This window comes from Amycolatopsis sp. MEPSY49 (assembly GCF_051337345.1).
Classification (GTDB): domain Bacteria; phylum Actinomycetota; class Actinomycetes; order Mycobacteriales; family Pseudonocardiaceae; genus Amycolatopsis.
The window spans coordinates 625,815-641,369 of record NZ_JBDLYJ010000001.1 but is presented as its reverse complement, the minus strand read 5'-3'; the positions used below and the strand labels follow the sequence as shown (position 1 = coordinate 641,369).

The following is a 15,555-nucleotide window of genomic DNA, read 5'->3' as shown; positions in this document are numbered from 1 at the left end:
CGCACTAGCCCACCTTCGAATGGCATACACCGGCCCTGATCGCGGTGAGAATGAAGTCCTATTCAATCTGCCCGACCGTCAGTACGCCGTAGGAATGCTGTTCCCCGCGGCATCGTCGCCTCCGGGACCCAACATCGCCGGAGAAGATGCGCAGGTACAAGCGGACGTGGCTGCAGGTGAGGTGGAGGAGGCCAGCGCGGGCGTCCCGCTCGCCGAGGACTGGCGGCCGTCGTCAGTTGCAATTTCCTTCGTCACCGACAAGCCGATCGTGTCGTGCGACTTTTCCGGTGGGACCTACCAATCGATCAGTGATGATGGTCCGCCGCGTTGGCGACGTGCACCGTTCCGGTTCGAGGGGCTCGAACTCACACAAGGACGTCCCCCGCACGTCCTTGCCGCAGGCGAGGTGCCGATCGAGATTGGATCGAGGTGGCGCAGCTTCGGAAACGCTCATCTCGTGACGGTTCACGCTCGAGTGTCGGCCGTTTCGACCGACGAAGACCGCCGCGACATCGGCCTGACCCTGTTCCAGGTGGCTCTCGAGGTGACCCCGGCACGCGGTGGCCGTATCCTGGAGTACGACAGGTCCAATGCGTTCGACTCCGATCCTGAAGCCGCTGAGTTACGACTCCGGTACCGAGACAACAAGACCTACGCAGTCGGCCACGGCATGGCGGCGGACTGGGACATCACCGACGGGATCTGCACGCGGATCTTCCTCCAACCGGTGCCCGCCTTCGTCGTGCCCGCCGTCGAGACGACCGGACTCGATCCCGAATCCGTCGCGTCGCAAGCGCTCTTGCTTGACAACCTGTCACGCATCGATACGGAGACCAGCCAGGTGACGCCGATGCTGGACGCTTTCGTCGACGAGTTCGCCCGATGGGTCACCGAGCAGACCGACTGTATCGACGACTTCGGCGCTGACGCGCCAGTCGCGCGCTCAATCACCGATCGAGCGGATACCGCCTTGCGTCGGATGAGAGCTGGCGTCGAGCTCCTTCGCGCGCCTGGGCAAGACTCGTTGAGAACTGCCTTCGCTCTTGGCATGACGGCTATGCGGCTACAGATGCAACAGACTGCGATCAAGGGTGGCACTGATCCGGCCATCGTCAAAGAGCCCCGGTGGCGTCCGTTCCAGCTCGGCTTTCTACTGGTGGCCATGGCGTCGACGGTCGACGAAACACACGGTGACCGTGAACTCGTCGACTTGATCTGGTTTCCTACCGGCGGCGGCAAGACCGAGGCATATCTGGGTCTTGCCGCCGTGGAGATCTTCCGACGCCGTATCGCCCACGGCATCTCCGGGGCTGGAACCGCGGTGATCACGCGATACACCCTCCGCTTGCTGACCTCTCAGCAGTTCCAACGCGCGGCCACACTCATCTGTGCGATGGAGCTGCTCCGGAAAGATGACCAGCGGGCGAGGGGGATGGCTCCGTTCTCCATCGGGCTCTGGGTGGGGAACGAGGTCACTCCTCGCACCCGCGTAGACGCAAAGGCGGCGCTCGAACGCCTGCATAAAGCTGCACGCCCCGAGGAGGCGAACCAGTTCCAAATCGAGAGCTGTCCGTGGTGCGGCGCGCCTCTCCTGCCGCGATCCAGGTCCATCGATCCGGACCGTTACGGCTTTCGCGATGTCGGCCATGACGTACTCATCCACTGCACTTGGACGAGGTGCGAGTTCCACAGTGAACTTCCAGTGGCTGTGGTCGACGAGGTCCTCTACGAGGATCCACCGACGATTCTCCTGGCGACCGTCGATAAGTTCGCGCGCCTGCAGTTTCTTCCCGATGCGGGCAAGTTGCTCGGACTCGGCACTCCGTTCCGGCAACCGTCACTGATCATCCAGGACGAGCTGCATCTGCTATCAGGTCCGCTTGGCACGACTGTCGCTGTCTTCGACGCTGTCATCCAGGTGCTGCTGAGCCATGGCGGCCGGGCTCCCAAGATTGTCGCGTCGACCGCCACAATCCGTGCGTCGGACGAGCAGGTTCGAGGTCTGTACGGACGAGCCGTCGCCCTGTACCCGCCGGCAGGGCTTCACGGCGATCGGACCTTCTTCTCCCGTCCGGTGGAAAGCGGTGAAGGTCGTCTCTACGTCGGGCTGATGCCGCAGTCGGTCTCGCAGGTATCTGCGGTCGTCGCCGCGACAGCCCCACTGGTCGAGATACCAGAGGTGCTCGCCGCTGACTCGACCACGTCCACCGCGAGAGACTCGTACTGGACACTGGTGATGTACCACAACAGCCTCCGCGAACTCGGCCGCACCGGAACGCTTGTGGTCGACGACGTCAACGGTCGCCTCGAACCACGGTCGGAGCGGTTGGAGATACCGTTGCGACAGGTTCGCGCCGACCGGATCCTCGAGCTCACAAGTCGACGAGGGCCGGACGAACTTCCCAACGACCTTCGCGAGCTGGGACGAAGCATCGACGATTCATCAGAGGCGATCGATGTCGTTCTCTCGTCGAACATGCTCTCGGTCGGGATCGACATCCCCCGGCTGGCTCTGATGTTGATGGTGGGTCAACCCAAGACGACCGCCGAGTACATTCAGGCGACCAGCAGGGTGGGGCGTGGCCAGAACAATGGGATGGTCACCACGCTGTTCCGATCGAACCGGGCTCGCGATCGCTCCCATTTCGAGAGTTTCCGTTCGTATCACGAAGCTCTCTATCGCAACGTTGAACCGACAAGTGTAACCCCCTGGTCGTTGTCCTCGCGAACGCGTTCCTTGGCGGGCGCGTTGGTGGTCTTGTTGCGGCATTCATTTCCGATTCTCGCGGCGAACGACGCTGCGTCACGCCTGGATCTCGACGATGACCGTGTACGAAGCTCGATCGAAAAGCTCCTGACGCGCTTTCTTGATCTAGTGACCCGCTCAGATCGAGTCGAGGCAGAAGAGGCCGAGCAAGAGATGTGGCGGCTCATAAACGAATGGGATCGTCGCGCGAAGATCGCTCGCGAGGCAGGCACCACGCTGGTGTACGACCGTCAAAAGCAGGAGGACGATGCGCTGCTCAAGCGCTTCGGTCAGAGTGGTCAGGGGTGGCTCGTCGCAGATTCGATGAGATCGGTCGAGCCGAACGTCGCGATCCACATACGCGAACCGCTGGAAGGTGGCAACGGTGGAACCAATCGTGCATGATCTCCGTCTTTCGGAGACGATCACACCTTTCGGCGTGGGATCCATCGTCGACGTGCTTGGCGAATCCCTGATCGCGGCCGATACCTCCTGGTGGGATCGCAAGTACTCGGCCGAGATCAGCTGCGATCGGCTCCTCGCTCGGCTAGGACCGGGCGTCCTCCGACAGCCGCCCGCACACGCCGGGCGTGCTGCCAAGGAAACAGCACACCTGCTCTACTGGCGCTTTCCCGCGTGGCGGTTCTGCGAGCAATGCAGCCGGCTGTCCCAGATCACCGGCAGGAACAAGGGCCGTTGGGTCAACAGGTGCGAGTGCGGCGGAAAGCTCGTCCCGATGCGTTACGTCGCCGTCTGCGAGAAGGGTAGCCACATCCAGGACGTGCCCTGGTTCAAGTGGGCGCATCGTGGTAACAGCGGGGACGTCACCGACGCCGCGCGTTTTTGTCGATCTTACAAGCAACTCAAGTTCGTCAGAACTTCCCAGCGCGGGGAGGGCCTCGCATCGCTCAGCGTGCACTGCGCGGGGTGCCGGCGCAGTCGCCCGCTCTCCGAGCTCGTGGTTAAGGACTCACTACATCGCGACGGGATTCGTTGTGCCGGTTGTCAGCCTTGGCAGGAACCGACGAGTGACACTGTGTGCGATTACCGACTGAGCGCCGTTCAGCGGGGCGCCACCGGCAACTACATTGCCGAACATCTGTCAGCCCTCGACATTCCCGAAGAGGTTCCCCGGTCGGCCGAGCAAACGGAGAAAATCCGTAACCACGTGTACTTCGAGAAGGTAGTCGCCGATAACGGCGGGCCCCAGGCCGAGATGGTGGCCGGATGGATCGCGGATGAAGTCGGGGTCGCGACAACGGACGTACTCGCCCTAGCGGCTGGCGGAGACGATGCTGAGGAGGCTCCTCTCCTCGGCCTCAAAGACGGCGAGTGGGCTGCCTTCTGCAAGAAGCTCGACAGCGGTCGGGATCACGGCGAAGACGACTTCGTGGTCGACGGTTGGCAGGTGTCCGCCGAGAGCCACCGTCCGTCAGCGTTGACGAGCAGATTGACCGGGATCGGTCAGGTGCGCCGCGTCCGCGAGGTTCGGGCACTTCGTGGATTCCGGCGACACAAAGCAGACGCCGAGTTCGTCAAGGCGGGCTTGGGTATCGATAGCAAACGAAAGCCGATCTACCCGGCCGTCGAAATGTTCGGCGAAGGTATCTTCCTACGATTCAACGAAGACCAGTTGTCCGATTGGGAAAGTGCGCCGGAAGTCCGCGCACGTGCCGAGATCCTGGTGGCCCGACGGAACTCGAGCCCATGGGCTCACCGCCTTGCCGTGCCGGAGCCGCGTTTCATCGCGTTGCACACCATCGCTCATCTCCTCATCCGTCGGCTGGCCTTCGCTAGCGGCTACTCATCGGCATCACTGCAGGAGCGCATCTACGCGCACTCTGAACGTCCTGATCGCACCGCCGGCATTCTGATCTACACAGCAGGCGGCGACGCACAGGGAACACTCGGCGGCCTCGTCCGGCTCGGACATCCCGACAAGCTAATCCCTCTGCTGCTGGCCGCCTTGGGCGACGCGGACGTCTGTTCGAACGATCCGGTGTGCATCGAGAGCGATCGCCAAGGTTCTTCGCACCTCAACCTGTCCGCCTGCCACGGTTGCGCACTCGTCAGTGAAACCTCCTGCGAAACCGGAAATCGTCTCCTGGACCGCCAGCTTGTCCTCGGCGGTGGAACCGTGCCCGGCCTTCTGGACCATGTACTCGACGAGCTGCGACGGACGGACGGCAGATGACCTGAAACGAGGACACCCCGACGGGACTGGTTCGCAATGCTGTCTAGTCCACGGTTGGCTTGGGGATGTCGAAGTAGCTCGAGAACCGGACCGCCGGGGCGTACTCGCCCTTCACCTTGACCCGGCCCGTCACGAACATCGCCGCCACTGCGGCGTTGCCCGTGGCCATCCGGATGAAGTCGTCCACCGACAGCGTGATCGTGGTGTCCGGTGTGCGGGATAAGTCCGTTGAGGAAACGCACACCCCGTCCTCGATCACCGTCTGGAAACGGTCGTAGCCGTCCTCGCCCGTTCCCTCGGAAAAGCGCCACGAAACCACGAAATCCACGTGGCGCGCCCGCGCCGGGGAAAAGTGCTCCGACATTCTGCGGAAAATCTCGTCCAGAAACACTGCGCGCAGCTCCGGATGAGAAGCGATCGCCTTCAGTTGCTCGCGAGACGCCCGGCGGACCACGTCCACCAGGACGTCCGTCGACAACGAACTCAGCTCGATGCCCGCTCCCGCGGAGCCCAGCATGTGCAGGGTTTCCAGCACCTGGATGAACTGCGCGGGCGTCAAGTTGCCGATGACGAGCTTGTCCGCGAACGCGTTGACCGCGTGGCCGGCGCGTACTCCGCGGGGCCGGGAAAGGCGCCACTTCGCTTTTCGGGGCACAGCGACGGACTATACGGGGTGGGGGAGGTCGAAGTATCCGATCAGGCCCGCCGCGAACGCCAAATCGCCCTTGACCTTGATTCTTCCCGTGACGAACAACACCGCCGGCGTAGCCTGGTGGGTGATGAGCCGGAAGAAGTCGGCCGGGGCGATCGTGATGGTGACCCGCGGGGCGGAGTGCATCTCCCGGCTCACCGTGCACGCGCCGTGGGAGATCGTTGTCTCGTAGCGGTCGTAGCCTCCCTCGCCCACGCCGCCCGACAGGCGCCAGTGGACCACCGCGTGCAGGTCGCGGGCTCGATCAGGCCTGATGTGCGCGCCCATGCGGGCGAAGATCTCGTCCAGTACCCGCTCGCGCAGGGGCCTCTCCGCGACGACGCTCTCCAGCTGCGCGCGCGATGCCGAGGACACCAGGGAGGCGAACCGGGCCGGCTCGACCTTGCTCAAGTCGAACGCCGGGGCCTGGGCGGCCAGCCGCAGGAGCGCGTTCAAGAGTCTTCGGAAGTCGTCCTTGCCGAGGTCGCGCGGGTTGACCGCGTCGGCGAGGGCGTTGACGTCGAGGGCGTGCGCCTCGGGGCTCAGCGGGTCGAGCCGCTCCAGGGCGTCCAGCAGCGCCGCCCCACGGAGCACCGCGACCTGATCGGCGCTGGTCATCCCGGCGTTGTCGGCCATGGTCACTCCTCTGCAGTTACTCACGCGTAAGGCTACCCGCCAGTAGGTAGGCGGGCAAGCGTGCCGAAATCACCCTGACGGGGCAGCGCCCGGTACCGTCTCTCGGCAGCAACAGGGAGGTCCAGCGTGTCAGAGGATGATCAGCGTCCGCCCGAACGGGCCAGGCGGCTGCCGCGCGCGGTGCGCGAGCGGCAGATCCTGGACGCCGCCGTCCAGGTTTTCTCGCGCCACGGCTACCACGCGGCCTCGATGGACGAGATCTCCGACGTCGCCGGGGTCTCGAAGCCGATGATCTACACCTACCTCGGGTCCAAAGAGGACCTGTTCGGCGCGTGCATCCGCCGCGAGGCGACGCGGCTGCTCGAGGCCATCCAGGCCGGCGTGCAGCCCGACCTGCCGCCGGACATGCAGCTCTGGCACGGCCTGCGGTCGTTCTACCGCTTCGTCGCGGAGTACCGCGAGTCGTGGACGGTGCTGCACCGCCAGGCCCTCACCGTCGGCGGGGCGTTCGCCGCGGAGATCACCGACATGCGGGCGCGCGCGATCCAGCTCGTCGCGGCCCTCGTCGTGTCGGCGGGCACGCGCAAGGGTGTCGGCGAGCAGGCCGAGTTCTCCGGCGAAGGCCTCTCCGCGGCCTTGGTCGGGGCGGCCGAATCGCTGGCCGACTGGGCCCTCGACCACCCCGACATCTCCGACGGCGTCCTGGCGTCCTGGCTGATGAACCTCGTCTGGCTGGGCTTCAACGACCTCATCGAGGGCGAGGTCTGGAAGCCGTCAGAGTGAGGTGATCGAACCTTCCAGGTGCGGCTTCGACCCGCTCCACAGCTCGAACGCCCAGCCCTCAGGGGTGGCCCACGAGGTGAAGCCCGCCTTCGCCGGCAGCAGCACCGGCTGCTTGAACTTGACGTCGATCGTGAACGCCGGCGGCAGCCGGCCCTCGAACGCCGCCAGGGCGTGGGCCTTCGTCCACATCCCGTGGGCGATCGCGCGCGGGAAGCCGAACAGCTTGGCCGTCAGTGGGTGCAGGTGGATCGGGTTGCGGTCGCCCGAGACCTCCGCGTAGCGGCGGCCGATGTCGCCCGGGATCCGCCAGATCGCGTCCGGGGTCGGCGGCGCCAGCTGCTCTCGGCGAGCGGACGAAGAACCGCCTCCGCGACGCAGGTACGTGCTCACGTCGACCCAAACCAGGTCGTCCCCGGCCCAGGCTTCGCTGACGACGTCGAACTGACGCCCCTTCTCGTGCGGGCGCAGGTTCTCCGCGCGCACCCGGATCGTCAACGCCTCGCCCAGCCGCAGCGCGCGGTGCTGGGTGATCCGGTTCGCCACGTGCACCATGCCGAGCAGGGGAAACGGGAACCCCGGCTCGGTCATCAGCGCCATCTGCAGCGGGAACGCCAGCATGTGCGGGTACGTCGCCGGCAGCTCGTCGCTCAGCCGGAAGCCGCAGACCGTGTTGTACGCGGCCAGGTGCGCCGGGTCGACGACGACGCCCGTGCGGACCAGCTCGGTGTCGGGCAGCGACGAGCCCGTTTTGCGGAAACCGAGCAGCGCCTTCGGGTACAGCGTCGCCAGGCTCGGCGTGCTGTCGAGTTCGCGGATCGCCACGTCACGCCCCCAGCAGGGCCTGGCCGCAGACGCGGACTACGTTGCCGTTCACCGCGGCCGACGCCGGGTTCGCGTACCAGGCGATCGTCTCGGCGACGTCTACCGGCAAGCCGCCCTGGCCGAGGCTCGACAGCCGGCGGCCGGCCTCGCGGATGAACAGGGGGACCGCCGCCGTCATCTTCGTCTCGATGAACCCGGGCGCGACGGCGTTGATCGTGCCGCCGTACGCCGCGAGCTGCGGCGCGCCGACGTTCACCATGCCGATCACGCCCGCCTTCGACGTCGCGTAGTTCGTCTGGCCGACGTTGCCGGCGATGCCCGCGATCGACGAGACGCCGATGATCCGGCCGTTCTCGTTCAACACGCGATCGCCGAGCAGCTTGTCGTTCACCGCGAGCTGCGAAGCGAGGTTCACCGCGATGACCGAGTCCCACGCGCTCTCGCTCATGTTGCCCAGCGTCTTGTCGCGGGTAATACCCGCGTTGTGCACCACGATGTCGACGCCGCCGTGCCGCTCCTTCAGGTACTCCGCGAGCTTCGCGGGCGCGCTCGGCGAAGTGATGTCGAGCTGCAGCGACGACCCGCCGATCTTGTTGGCCACCTTCGACAGGTCGCCGCCCTGGGCGGGGATGTCGAGGGCGACGACGTGCGCGCCGTCGCGGGCCAGCACCTCGGCGATCGCCGCGCCGATGCCGCGGGACGCGCCCGTGACCAGCGCGACCTTGCCGTCGAGCGGCTTTTCCCAGTTCGCGGGGGCAGTGGCCATCTTGCCTTCGGTGCCGATCCGGATGACCTGCGCGTCGACGAACGCCGACTTCGCCGAGAGCAGGAAGCGCAGCGTCGACTCCGTCGCCTCTTCGGCGCCTTCGGCGACGTACACGAGCTGCGCCGTCGCGCCGCGCTTCAGCTCCTTACCCACCGAGCGCACGAAGCCCTCGAGAGCGCGCTGCGCGATCCGCTCGCGGCCTTCGACCTGCTCCGGCGGGGTGCCCAGGACGACGACCCGGCCGGACGGCCCGACGCTGCGGATCACCGGGTGGAAGAAGTCGTAGACCTCGCGCAGGCGCGATGGGTCGGTGACGCCGGTGGCGTCGAAGACGAGCGCCGCGTGCCGGTCGACTGCCGACGTGACGACCTCGATGCCCGCGTCGGCGAGCTGATCCTTGAGGGTCTTCTCCAGGCGACCGCCGGGCGCGGCGCCGAGAAGTGCGGGACCCTCGAGGGCGGGTTGCCCGGGCTTGTACCGGCGCAGCGTGGCGGGGTTGGGCAGGCCGAGCTTCGGCACCACGAACTTCCCCACCGGGGTTTTCGTGAACTGCTGGTACCTGTCAGCCATCGGTTGCCTCCCGTGCAGTCTGCGTCACGTCGCAGTCTAACCTACTGCCGAGTAGGTTACAGTGTGAGAGAGCCGACCAGAGAGGTGGAGTCATGCCGCCCAGGAAAACGCCCGCCGTGCGCAAGGTCGCGATCATCGGCGGCAACCGGATCCCCTTCGCGCGGTCCAACGGCCCGTACGCGAAGGCGTCGAACCAGGACATGTTCACCGCCGCGCTCGACGGCCTGGTCAGCCGCTTCTCGCTGCAGGGCGAGGTGATCGGCGAGGTCGCCGCCGGCGCCGTGCTCAAGCACTCGAAGGACTTCAACCTGGCCCGCGAGAGCGTGCTGGGCAGCAAGCTCTCGCCCGCGACGCCCGCGTCCGACGTGCAGATGGCGTGCGGCACCGGCCTGCAGGCCATCGTCAACGTCGCCAACAAGATCGCGCTCGGCCAGATCGACTCGGCCATCGCCGGCGGCGTCGACACCACGAGCGACGCGCCGCTGGCCGTCAACGAGGACCTCCGCCAGATCCTCATCCAGCTCAACGCCGCGAAGACGCTCGGCGACCGCCTCAAGCTCGTCGCGAAGATCCGGCCGGGCCACATCGTCCCGGCGATCCCGCGCAACGAGGAGCCGCGCACGGGCCTGTCGATGGGCGAGCACGCGGCGCTCACCGCGAGGATCTGGGAGATCACGCGCGAGGCGCAGGACGAGCTGGCCGCGAGCAGCCACCAGAAGCTCGCCGCCGCGTACGACCGCGGGTTCTTCGACGACCTCGTGACGCCGTTCCTCAAGCTCGCGCGCGACCAGAACCTGCGCCCGGACTCGACCGCGGAGAAGCTCGCCAAGCTCAAGCCGGCCTTCGGCGGCCCGGACGGCACGATGACCGCGGGCAACTCGACCCCGCTGACCGACGGCGCGTCGACGGTCCTGCTCGCCACCGACGAGTGGGCGAAGGCGCACAAGCTGCCGGTGCTGGCGTACCTGACGTTCTCGCAGACCGCCGCCGTCGACTACGTCCACGGTGAAGAGGGCCTGCTGATGGCGCCCGCGTACGCCGTGCCGCGGATGCTCGCCCGCGCCGGGCTTTCGTTGCAGGACTTCGACTTCTACGAGATCCACGAGGCGTTCGCGTCACAGGTGCTGGCCACGCTCAAGGCGTGGGAGGACCCGGCGTTCGCCAAGGAGAAGCTGGAGCTGGACGCGCCGCTGGGCGCGATCGACCGGGCGAAGCTGAACGTCAACGGCTCGTCGCTGGCGGCCGGGCACCCGTTCGCCGCGACCGGCGGCCGGATCGTCGCGACGCTGGCGAAGCTGCTGCACGAGAAGGGGTCGGGCCGCGGCCTGATCTCGATCTGCGCGGCCGGCGGCCAGGGCGCCACCGCGATCCTGGAGAAGTAACCGCACGAAAAGGGCCGCCCCTCGCTGGGGCGGCCCTTTTCGCGTTCTAGTTGGGAAGCGCCTTCTGGGCCCGCTTGGCGAGCTTGTTGGCGCGCTTCTGCCCCTTGCGGCTCAGCTTCCCGGCGGCAGCTGACACGTCCTTCGCGGCGTGACGCGCGCGCCAGGCCGCCGACGGCTTCCCGTGCGTGTCGCTGACCGCGAGCAGCAGGCCACCGGCCAGGCTCGCGTTCTTGAAGAACTGGATCTGCTGCTGCTGGCGCTCGCCCGGGTCCTTGATGGTCCAGAAGCTGTGCGTCGCGAGCGTCGTCGGCACCAGGCTGCCGAGCAGCAGCCCGGCCGCGAGCCGCGGCGCCTTGCCGGCCGCGAGCGCGAGGCCGGCGCCGATCTTCACGGCGGCGTCGATGCGGACGAGCGTCACCGGGTCGCGCGGAACCTGCTCCGGCACGACGTCGCCGACCTTCTCGAACGCGCTGTTGAGGAAGGGTTCCGCCGCCTTCGCGTGTCCTTCGGCCTGCCTCAGCGCATTGATTCCGCCCGTCACGAAGATCGTGGCGAGCAGGGGACGTGCCACTCGACGGAGTATCACGGTCGTTTGCCTTCCTCGTACGGGCCGCTGCCTGGTCGAACCTACTCCGTGGATGCCCGCTCGGCTCGGGCTCGAATCCTCATCGGGCTTTCTGGCTCTTTATAGTCTTGATACTAGAAAGCATTAGGAAGACTTAGCGGTTGACCTTGACGCTGCGTCAACTTCTATCGTCGTCGGCATGGAGTGGTCGATCCAGGACCTCGCCCGCTCGGCCGGGACCACGAGCCGGACGCTGCGCCACTACGGCGCGGTCGGCCTGCTCGAGCCCAGCCGCGTCGGCAGCAACGGCTACCGCTACTACGACGAGCACGCGCTCGTCCGGCTGCAGCGGATCCTGCTGCTGCGCGAACTGGGTCTCGGGCTCCCGGCGATCGCGGAGGTCCTCGACGGGCAACGCGACCGCGCCGCGGCGCTCGAGACCCACCTGGAGCTGCTCGAACAGGAGCGGCGGCGGATCGGACGGCAGATCGATTCGGTCCGGACCACGTTGCGGAAACTGAAGGGAGGTGAACGACTGATGGCGGAAGAAGTCTTCGACGGATTCGACCACACGCAGTACGAGGAAGAGGTCACGCGCCGCTGGGGCGCCGACGCTTACCGGCGCGGTGACCAGTGGTGGAGTTCGTTGTCCTCAGCGGAGAAGAAGGCCCACCAGCAGGAGCAGCTGGACATCGCGGCCGCGTTCGGTACGGCCCGGGAAGCCGGGCTCGCGCCGGATTCCGACGAGGTCCAGGCGATCACGCGGCGGCTGCACGAGTGGCTGCGGCCTGCGGTTTCGTCGGTGTCCGCGGGGTACTTCGCGGGGCTCGGGCAGCTGTACGTCGACGACCCGCGTTACGGGCTGGAAGGCGCGACGGCGGAGTTCGTGCGGGACGCGATGAAGATCTACGCGGAACGGAACCTCGGCGAGTAGTGCTACGTCGTAGTGCGCGCTGGGGGTAGGGACGAGCAGGGCTGCAGACCTGTTCGTCTCTATGTACGGCCATCCGGTCGAACTCCGGCGACACGCCCTAGCCGTCTATGGCGGAATATCGGGCTCGCGCTAGATACGTCGATAACTTGGCAGAGTGGACCCCATCCGCAACCCCTTCGCGCCGGGCGCCGGGCAACGGCCGCCCGAGCTGGCCGGGCGCGAGCGTGAGCTCAAGGCCTTCGAGGTCGTGCTCGAACGGGTTGCGCGGGGGAGACCCGAACGCAGTCTCGTCCTCACCGGCCTCCGCGGCGTCGGGAAGACCGTGCTGCTCGGGGAGCTGCGGGCGATGGCCGTGCGGCACAAGTGGGGTGCCGGGAAGATCGAAGCCCGGCCGGACGCCGAGTTGCGGCGGCCGCTGTCGGCCGCGCTGCACCGGGCCATCCGGGACCTCGCCGTGCGGCACCGCGCTCCGGACCGCGTCGAAGAGGTGCTTAGCGTACTCAAGGCCTTCGCGCTGCGGGCCAACAAGGCCGACGCCAAGCTGCGCGACCGCTGGCAGCCGGGCATCGACGTGCCCGCCGCGCAGGGGCGGGCCGACTCCGGGGACATCGAGATCGACCTCGTCGAGCTGTTCACCGACGTCGCCGAGCTGGCCGCGGACGTCGGGACCGGCGTCGCGCTGCTCATCGACGAAATGCAGGACCTGCAGCCGGACGACGTCTCCGCGTTGTGCGCCGCCTGTCACGAACTCTCGCAGTCCGGGGCGCCACTCGTGGTGGTCGGCGCCGGGCTGCCGCACCTGCCCGCCGTGCTGTCGGCGTCGAAGTCCTACTCCGAGCGGCTCTTCCGGTACTCGCGCATCGACCGGCTCGACCGCGAGGACGCCGACTACGCCGTGATGGCGCCGATCGAGCGCGAGGACGCCGGCATCGAGCCCGAAGCCCTCGACGCGCTCTTCGACGCGTCCGGCGGCTACCCGTACTTCATCCAGGCCTACGGCAAGGCGGCCTGGGACGCGGCGCCGTCCGACCCGATCACCGTCAAGGACGTGCAGGTCGCCGCGCCCGAAGCGGAGTCCGAGCTGGCGGTCGGCTTCTTCGGCTCGCGCTACGACCGGGCGACGCCGGCCGAGCGCGAGTACCTGCAGGCCATGGCCGAGCTGACCCAGGGGCGCGACGAGCCCGCCGGCACCGCCGACGTCGCCGTGTTCCTCGGGCGGAAGCCGTCTTCGCTGTCGCCGGCGCGCGACAGCCTGATGAAGAAGGGCCTGGTCTACTCCGCCGAGCGGGGCCAGATCGCCTTCACCGTGCCGCACTTCGGCCACTACCTGCTCGGTCGCGACTGACCCCCTATCCGCGTTCCTAAGGCTCTCTAGCTCATGAGCTAGAGAGCCTTATAGCTATGTAGCGGGTTGCTTTGTCGTGACCGCCGCCACCCCTGATCCTCCGGCTCTTACCCAGATTTGCCGATGATTCATCGGCACGTGCGCCACATCACCGGATATCCGTTGGCTTCCTTGTGAAAAAAGGCGCATACTAGAGGCACAAGCCACCCAGAACCCTCGAAGGGGATGCAGAAACCGATGAACAACATCGCCGCCAAGCTCCGTGCCCGTCGCGCCGAGGCTCGCACTCGCCGGGCGCTGAACCGGGCGATCGACACCGCCGCCACCGCGACGGTCCGTCAGGAACTCATCGCGATCGCGCAAGCTCGCTCGGGCTACATGCGCTGACCTCTGTTTCACCCCGTGGCGGTCGCCCATTCGAGTGACCTATGCCACAAAGTGCTGAAGGTGTAACGACACGCAAAGTGTCGTCGATACCCCCTACGACCCCGTGATGCTGGCGGACCCCCGACCTGGCAGCATCGCGGGGTTTCCCATTTCCCCGGTAAACCCCTTGCCCGGGCCGGCTTGCCGAGTAATCTTTGACTTCGTCAACGAACTTGTTGAGGTGGTCAATGAATGACGATCGGCTCGCCGACCGCGTGGCCGCGGTCCGCGCCTTCAACCGGCTCTACACCGGCGTCATCGGGGTGCTCGACGAAGGACCCGCCGACGCCGAGTACTCGCTGCCGGAAGCTCGTGTGCTCTTCGAGCTCGCGCACCAGGACCCGCTGCCGGTGACCGAGCTGCGCAAACGCCTCGACCTGGACGCCGGCTACGCCAGCAGGCTGCTCGCCCGGCTCGAGTCGCGCGGGCTGATCGCGCGTGAACGGTCCGGCGAGGACGCCCGGCGCCAGCTCGTGCGCCCGACGGCCGCGGGCCGGGACGCCTTCGCCGTGCTGAACGCCCGGTCCACCGAGCAGATCGGCGGGCTGCTGCGCCGGTTCGCCGACGAAGACCAGCAGCGGCTGCTGACCGCGATGCGCACGATCGGCGACCTCGTCGGCGACCGCCGTCGCGACCCGGCGCTGGTGCTCCGGCCGCCACGACCGGGTGACCTCGGCTGGGTGGTGGAACGCCACGGCGCGCTCTACGGCCGCGAGTACGGCTTCGGCCCTCGATTCGAGGGCTTGGTCGCCCGGATCGTCGCCGACTTCGCCGAGCGCGAAGACCCGCGGCAGGCCTTCTGGATCGCCGAGCTCGACGGCGAGCGCGTCGGCAGCATCGCGTGCACCCGAGGTCCGGACGACGACACCGCGAAGCTGCGGCTGCTGCTGCTTGAGCCGTCGGCCCGGGGTCACGGCGTCGGCAAGCGGCTGGTCACCGAATGCGTTTCCTTCGCGAGGGCGCACGGGTACAGCGCGATGGAACTGTCGACGGTCTCGATCTTGACCGCCGCGCGCTCGATCTACCGCGCGGCCGGCTTCGAGCTGGTCGAGGAGACGGACTTCGCCGACTGGGGTCCGAAGCTGACCGACGAGACCTGGCGCTTGAAGTTCTAACGCGGCACGCGGCCGAGCAGGTAGAACTCCGGGTTCGGGCGCAGCGCGGTCAGGTGGGCGAGGCGGTTGGACATCGCGAACAACGCCGTGATCGCGCCGACGTCCCAGATTTCGTCGTCGGACAGGCCCGCGTTGCGCGCGGCTTCGAGGTCGCCTTCGCCGAAGAGCGCCGAGTCCTGGGCGAGCGCCAAGGCGAGGTCGACGATCGCGCGGCCGCGCTCGTCCAGCTCCACCTGCCACGGGTTGCTCGAGACGCGGTCGGCCAGCTCGGGGTCCTTGGCGCGGATGCGCAGGATGGCCCCGTGCGCGACGACGCAGTAGGTGCAGTGGTTGGCACCGGACGTGGCGACGACGACCAGCTCGCGCTCGGCCTTGGTGAGTCCGTCGGCGCGTTCCATGAGCGCGTCGTGGTAGTCGAGGAAGGCGCGCAGCTCGGCGGGGCGGTGGCCGAGGGCGCGGAAGATGTTGGGGACGAACCCGGATTTCTCGGCGATCGCGCCGACGCGCTCGCGCAGGTCGTAGGGCAGGTCTTCGAGTTCCGTGATCGGGAACCGGCTCACCGCGTCGCTCATACCCCGCA

The 15,555-nt window shown here is 67.3% G+C and carries 14 protein-coding genes; 8 read left to right on the top strand and 6 right to left on the bottom strand.

Annotated elements, in window-relative coordinates:
• Nucleotides 1–19: 19 nt before the first annotated feature.
• Both ABFJ78_RS03200 and drmB read left to right on the top strand, forming a co-directional pair.
• The gene (locus ABFJ78_RS03200) at nt 20–3,151 is read left to right on the top strand and encodes a helicase-related protein (RefSeq protein WP_436384091.1); all 3,132 of its coding nucleotides are present in this window, start codon (nt 20–22) and stop codon (nt 3,149–3,151) included.
• Nucleotides 3,132–4,940, top strand: a complete 1,809-nt coding sequence (drmB, locus tag ABFJ78_RS03195) for a DrmB family protein (RefSeq protein ID WP_436384089.1) — start codon at nt 3,132–3,134, stop codon at nt 4,938–4,940. Before ABFJ78_RS03200 ends, drmB begins: the two co-directional genes overlap by 20 nt.
• Before the next feature lie 43 nt (nt 4,941–4,983).
• Here drmB and ABFJ78_RS03190 read toward each other — a convergent pair whose 3' ends face one another.
• Together ABFJ78_RS03190 and ABFJ78_RS03185 are read right to left on the bottom strand one after the other, a co-directional pair.
• On the bottom strand, nt 4,984–5,499 hold the full coding sequence (locus ABFJ78_RS03190; RefSeq protein WP_436384088.1) for an SCP2 sterol-binding domain-containing protein: 516 nt from the start codon (nt 5,497–5,499) through the stop codon (nt 4,984–4,986).
• A 105-nt stretch (nt 5,500–5,604) separates the two neighbouring features.
• A complete protein-coding gene (locus ABFJ78_RS03185; protein WP_436384087.1) occupies nt 5,605–6,267 on the bottom strand; it encodes an SCP2 sterol-binding domain-containing protein in 663 nt (220 codons plus the stop codon).
• Nucleotides 6,268–6,393: 126 nt separating this feature from the next.
• Between ABFJ78_RS03185 and ABFJ78_RS03180 the strand changes: the two genes are divergently transcribed.
• Nucleotides 6,394–7,050, top strand: a complete 657-nt coding sequence (locus ABFJ78_RS03180) for a TetR/AcrR family transcriptional regulator (RefSeq protein WP_086670992.1) — start codon at nt 6,394–6,396, stop codon at nt 7,048–7,050.
• Here ABFJ78_RS03180 and ABFJ78_RS03175 read toward each other — a convergent pair.
• On the bottom strand, nt 7,042–7,872 hold the full coding sequence (locus ABFJ78_RS03175; RefSeq protein ID WP_436384085.1) for a MaoC family dehydratase: 831 nt from the start codon (nt 7,870–7,872) through the stop codon (nt 7,042–7,044). The genes ABFJ78_RS03180 and ABFJ78_RS03175 overlap by 9 nt on opposite strands.
• A 1-nt stretch (nt 7,873) precedes the next feature.
• Nucleotides 7,874–9,208: a 3-oxoacyl-ACP reductase gene (locus ABFJ78_RS03170; protein ID WP_436384084.1), complete on the bottom strand. Its 1,335-nt coding sequence runs from the start codon at nt 9,206–9,208 to the stop codon at nt 7,874–7,876.
• 92 nt (nt 9,209–9,300) lie between these two features.
• On the opposite strand from ABFJ78_RS03170, the gene ABFJ78_RS03165 reads away from it, so the two are divergent.
• The gene (locus ABFJ78_RS03165; protein WP_436384083.1) at nt 9,301–10,590 is read left to right on the top strand and encodes an acetyl-CoA C-acetyltransferase; all 1,290 of its coding nucleotides are present in this window, start codon (nt 9,301–9,303) and stop codon (nt 10,588–10,590) included.
• Between the two features lie 46 nt (nt 10,591–10,636).
• Here ABFJ78_RS03165 and ABFJ78_RS03160 read toward each other — a convergent pair whose 3' ends face one another.
• Nucleotides 10,637–11,176 (bottom strand): DoxX family membrane protein, encoded by a 540-nt coding sequence (locus ABFJ78_RS03160; protein WP_436384082.1) that lies wholly within the window; start codon nt 11,174–11,176, stop codon nt 10,637–10,639.
• A gap of 178 nt (nt 11,177–11,354) precedes the next feature.
• Between ABFJ78_RS03160 and ABFJ78_RS03155 the strand changes: the two genes are divergently transcribed.
• The 4 genes from ABFJ78_RS03155 to ABFJ78_RS03140 all read left to right on the top strand — a co-directional run bounded on the left by ABFJ78_RS03155 (nt 11,355) and on the right by ABFJ78_RS03140 (nt 14,975).
• A complete protein-coding gene (locus ABFJ78_RS03155) occupies nt 11,355–12,089 on the top strand; it encodes a MerR family transcriptional regulator (protein WP_436384081.1) in 735 nt (244 codons plus the stop codon).
• A gap of 154 nt (nt 12,090–12,243) precedes the next feature.
• Nucleotides 12,244–13,434, top strand: coding sequence for an AAA family ATPase (locus ABFJ78_RS03150; protein WP_436384080.1), 1,191 nt, complete (start codon nt 12,244–12,246; stop codon nt 13,432–13,434).
• A gap of 237 nt (nt 13,435–13,671) precedes the next feature.
• A complete protein-coding gene (locus ABFJ78_RS03145) occupies nt 13,672–13,821 on the top strand; it encodes a hypothetical protein (RefSeq protein ID WP_167344411.1) in 150 nt (49 codons plus the stop codon).
• Between the two features lie 227 nt (nt 13,822–14,048).
• A complete protein-coding gene (locus tag ABFJ78_RS03140) occupies nt 14,049–14,975 on the top strand; it encodes a bifunctional helix-turn-helix transcriptional regulator/GNAT family N-acetyltransferase (protein WP_436384078.1) in 927 nt (308 codons plus the stop codon).
• Here the strand turns inward: ABFJ78_RS03140 and ABFJ78_RS03135 are convergent.
• On the bottom strand, nt 14,972–15,547 hold the full coding sequence (locus ABFJ78_RS03135) for a peroxidase-related enzyme (protein ID WP_436384077.1): 576 nt from the start codon (nt 15,545–15,547) through the stop codon (nt 14,972–14,974). The genes ABFJ78_RS03140 and ABFJ78_RS03135 overlap by 4 nt on opposite strands.
• Nucleotides 15,548–15,555: the final 8 nt, after the last annotated feature.

Coding starts and splice junctions, on each gene's coding strand:
- ABFJ78_RS03200 (WP_436384091.1), top strand. CDS start 20: ATGGCATACACCGGCCCTGATCGCGGTGAGAATGAAGTCCTATTCAAT.
- ABFJ78_RS03185 (WP_436384087.1), bottom strand. CDS start 6,267: ATGGCCGACAACGCCGGGATGACCAGCGCCGATCAGGTCGCGGTGCTC.
- ABFJ78_RS03170 (WP_436384084.1), bottom strand. CDS start 9,208: ATGGCTGACAGGTACCAGCAGTTCACGAAAACCCCGGTGGGGAAGTTC.
- ABFJ78_RS03165 (WP_436384083.1), top strand. CDS start 9,301: ATGCCGCCCAGGAAAACGCCCGCCGTGCGCAAGGTCGCGATCATCGGC.
- ABFJ78_RS03155 (WP_436384081.1), top strand. CDS start 11,355: ATGGAGTGGTCGATCCAGGACCTCGCCCGCTCGGCCGGGACCACGAGC.
- ABFJ78_RS03145 (WP_167344411.1), top strand. CDS start 13,672: ATGAACAACATCGCCGCCAAGCTCCGTGCCCGTCGCGCCGAGGCTCGC.
- ABFJ78_RS03140 (WP_436384078.1), top strand. CDS start 14,049: ATGAATGACGATCGGCTCGCCGACCGCGTGGCCGCGGTCCGCGCCTTC.
- ABFJ78_RS03135 (WP_436384077.1), bottom strand. CDS start 15,547: ATGAGCGACGCGGTGAGCCGGTTCCCGATCACGGAACTCGAAGACCTG.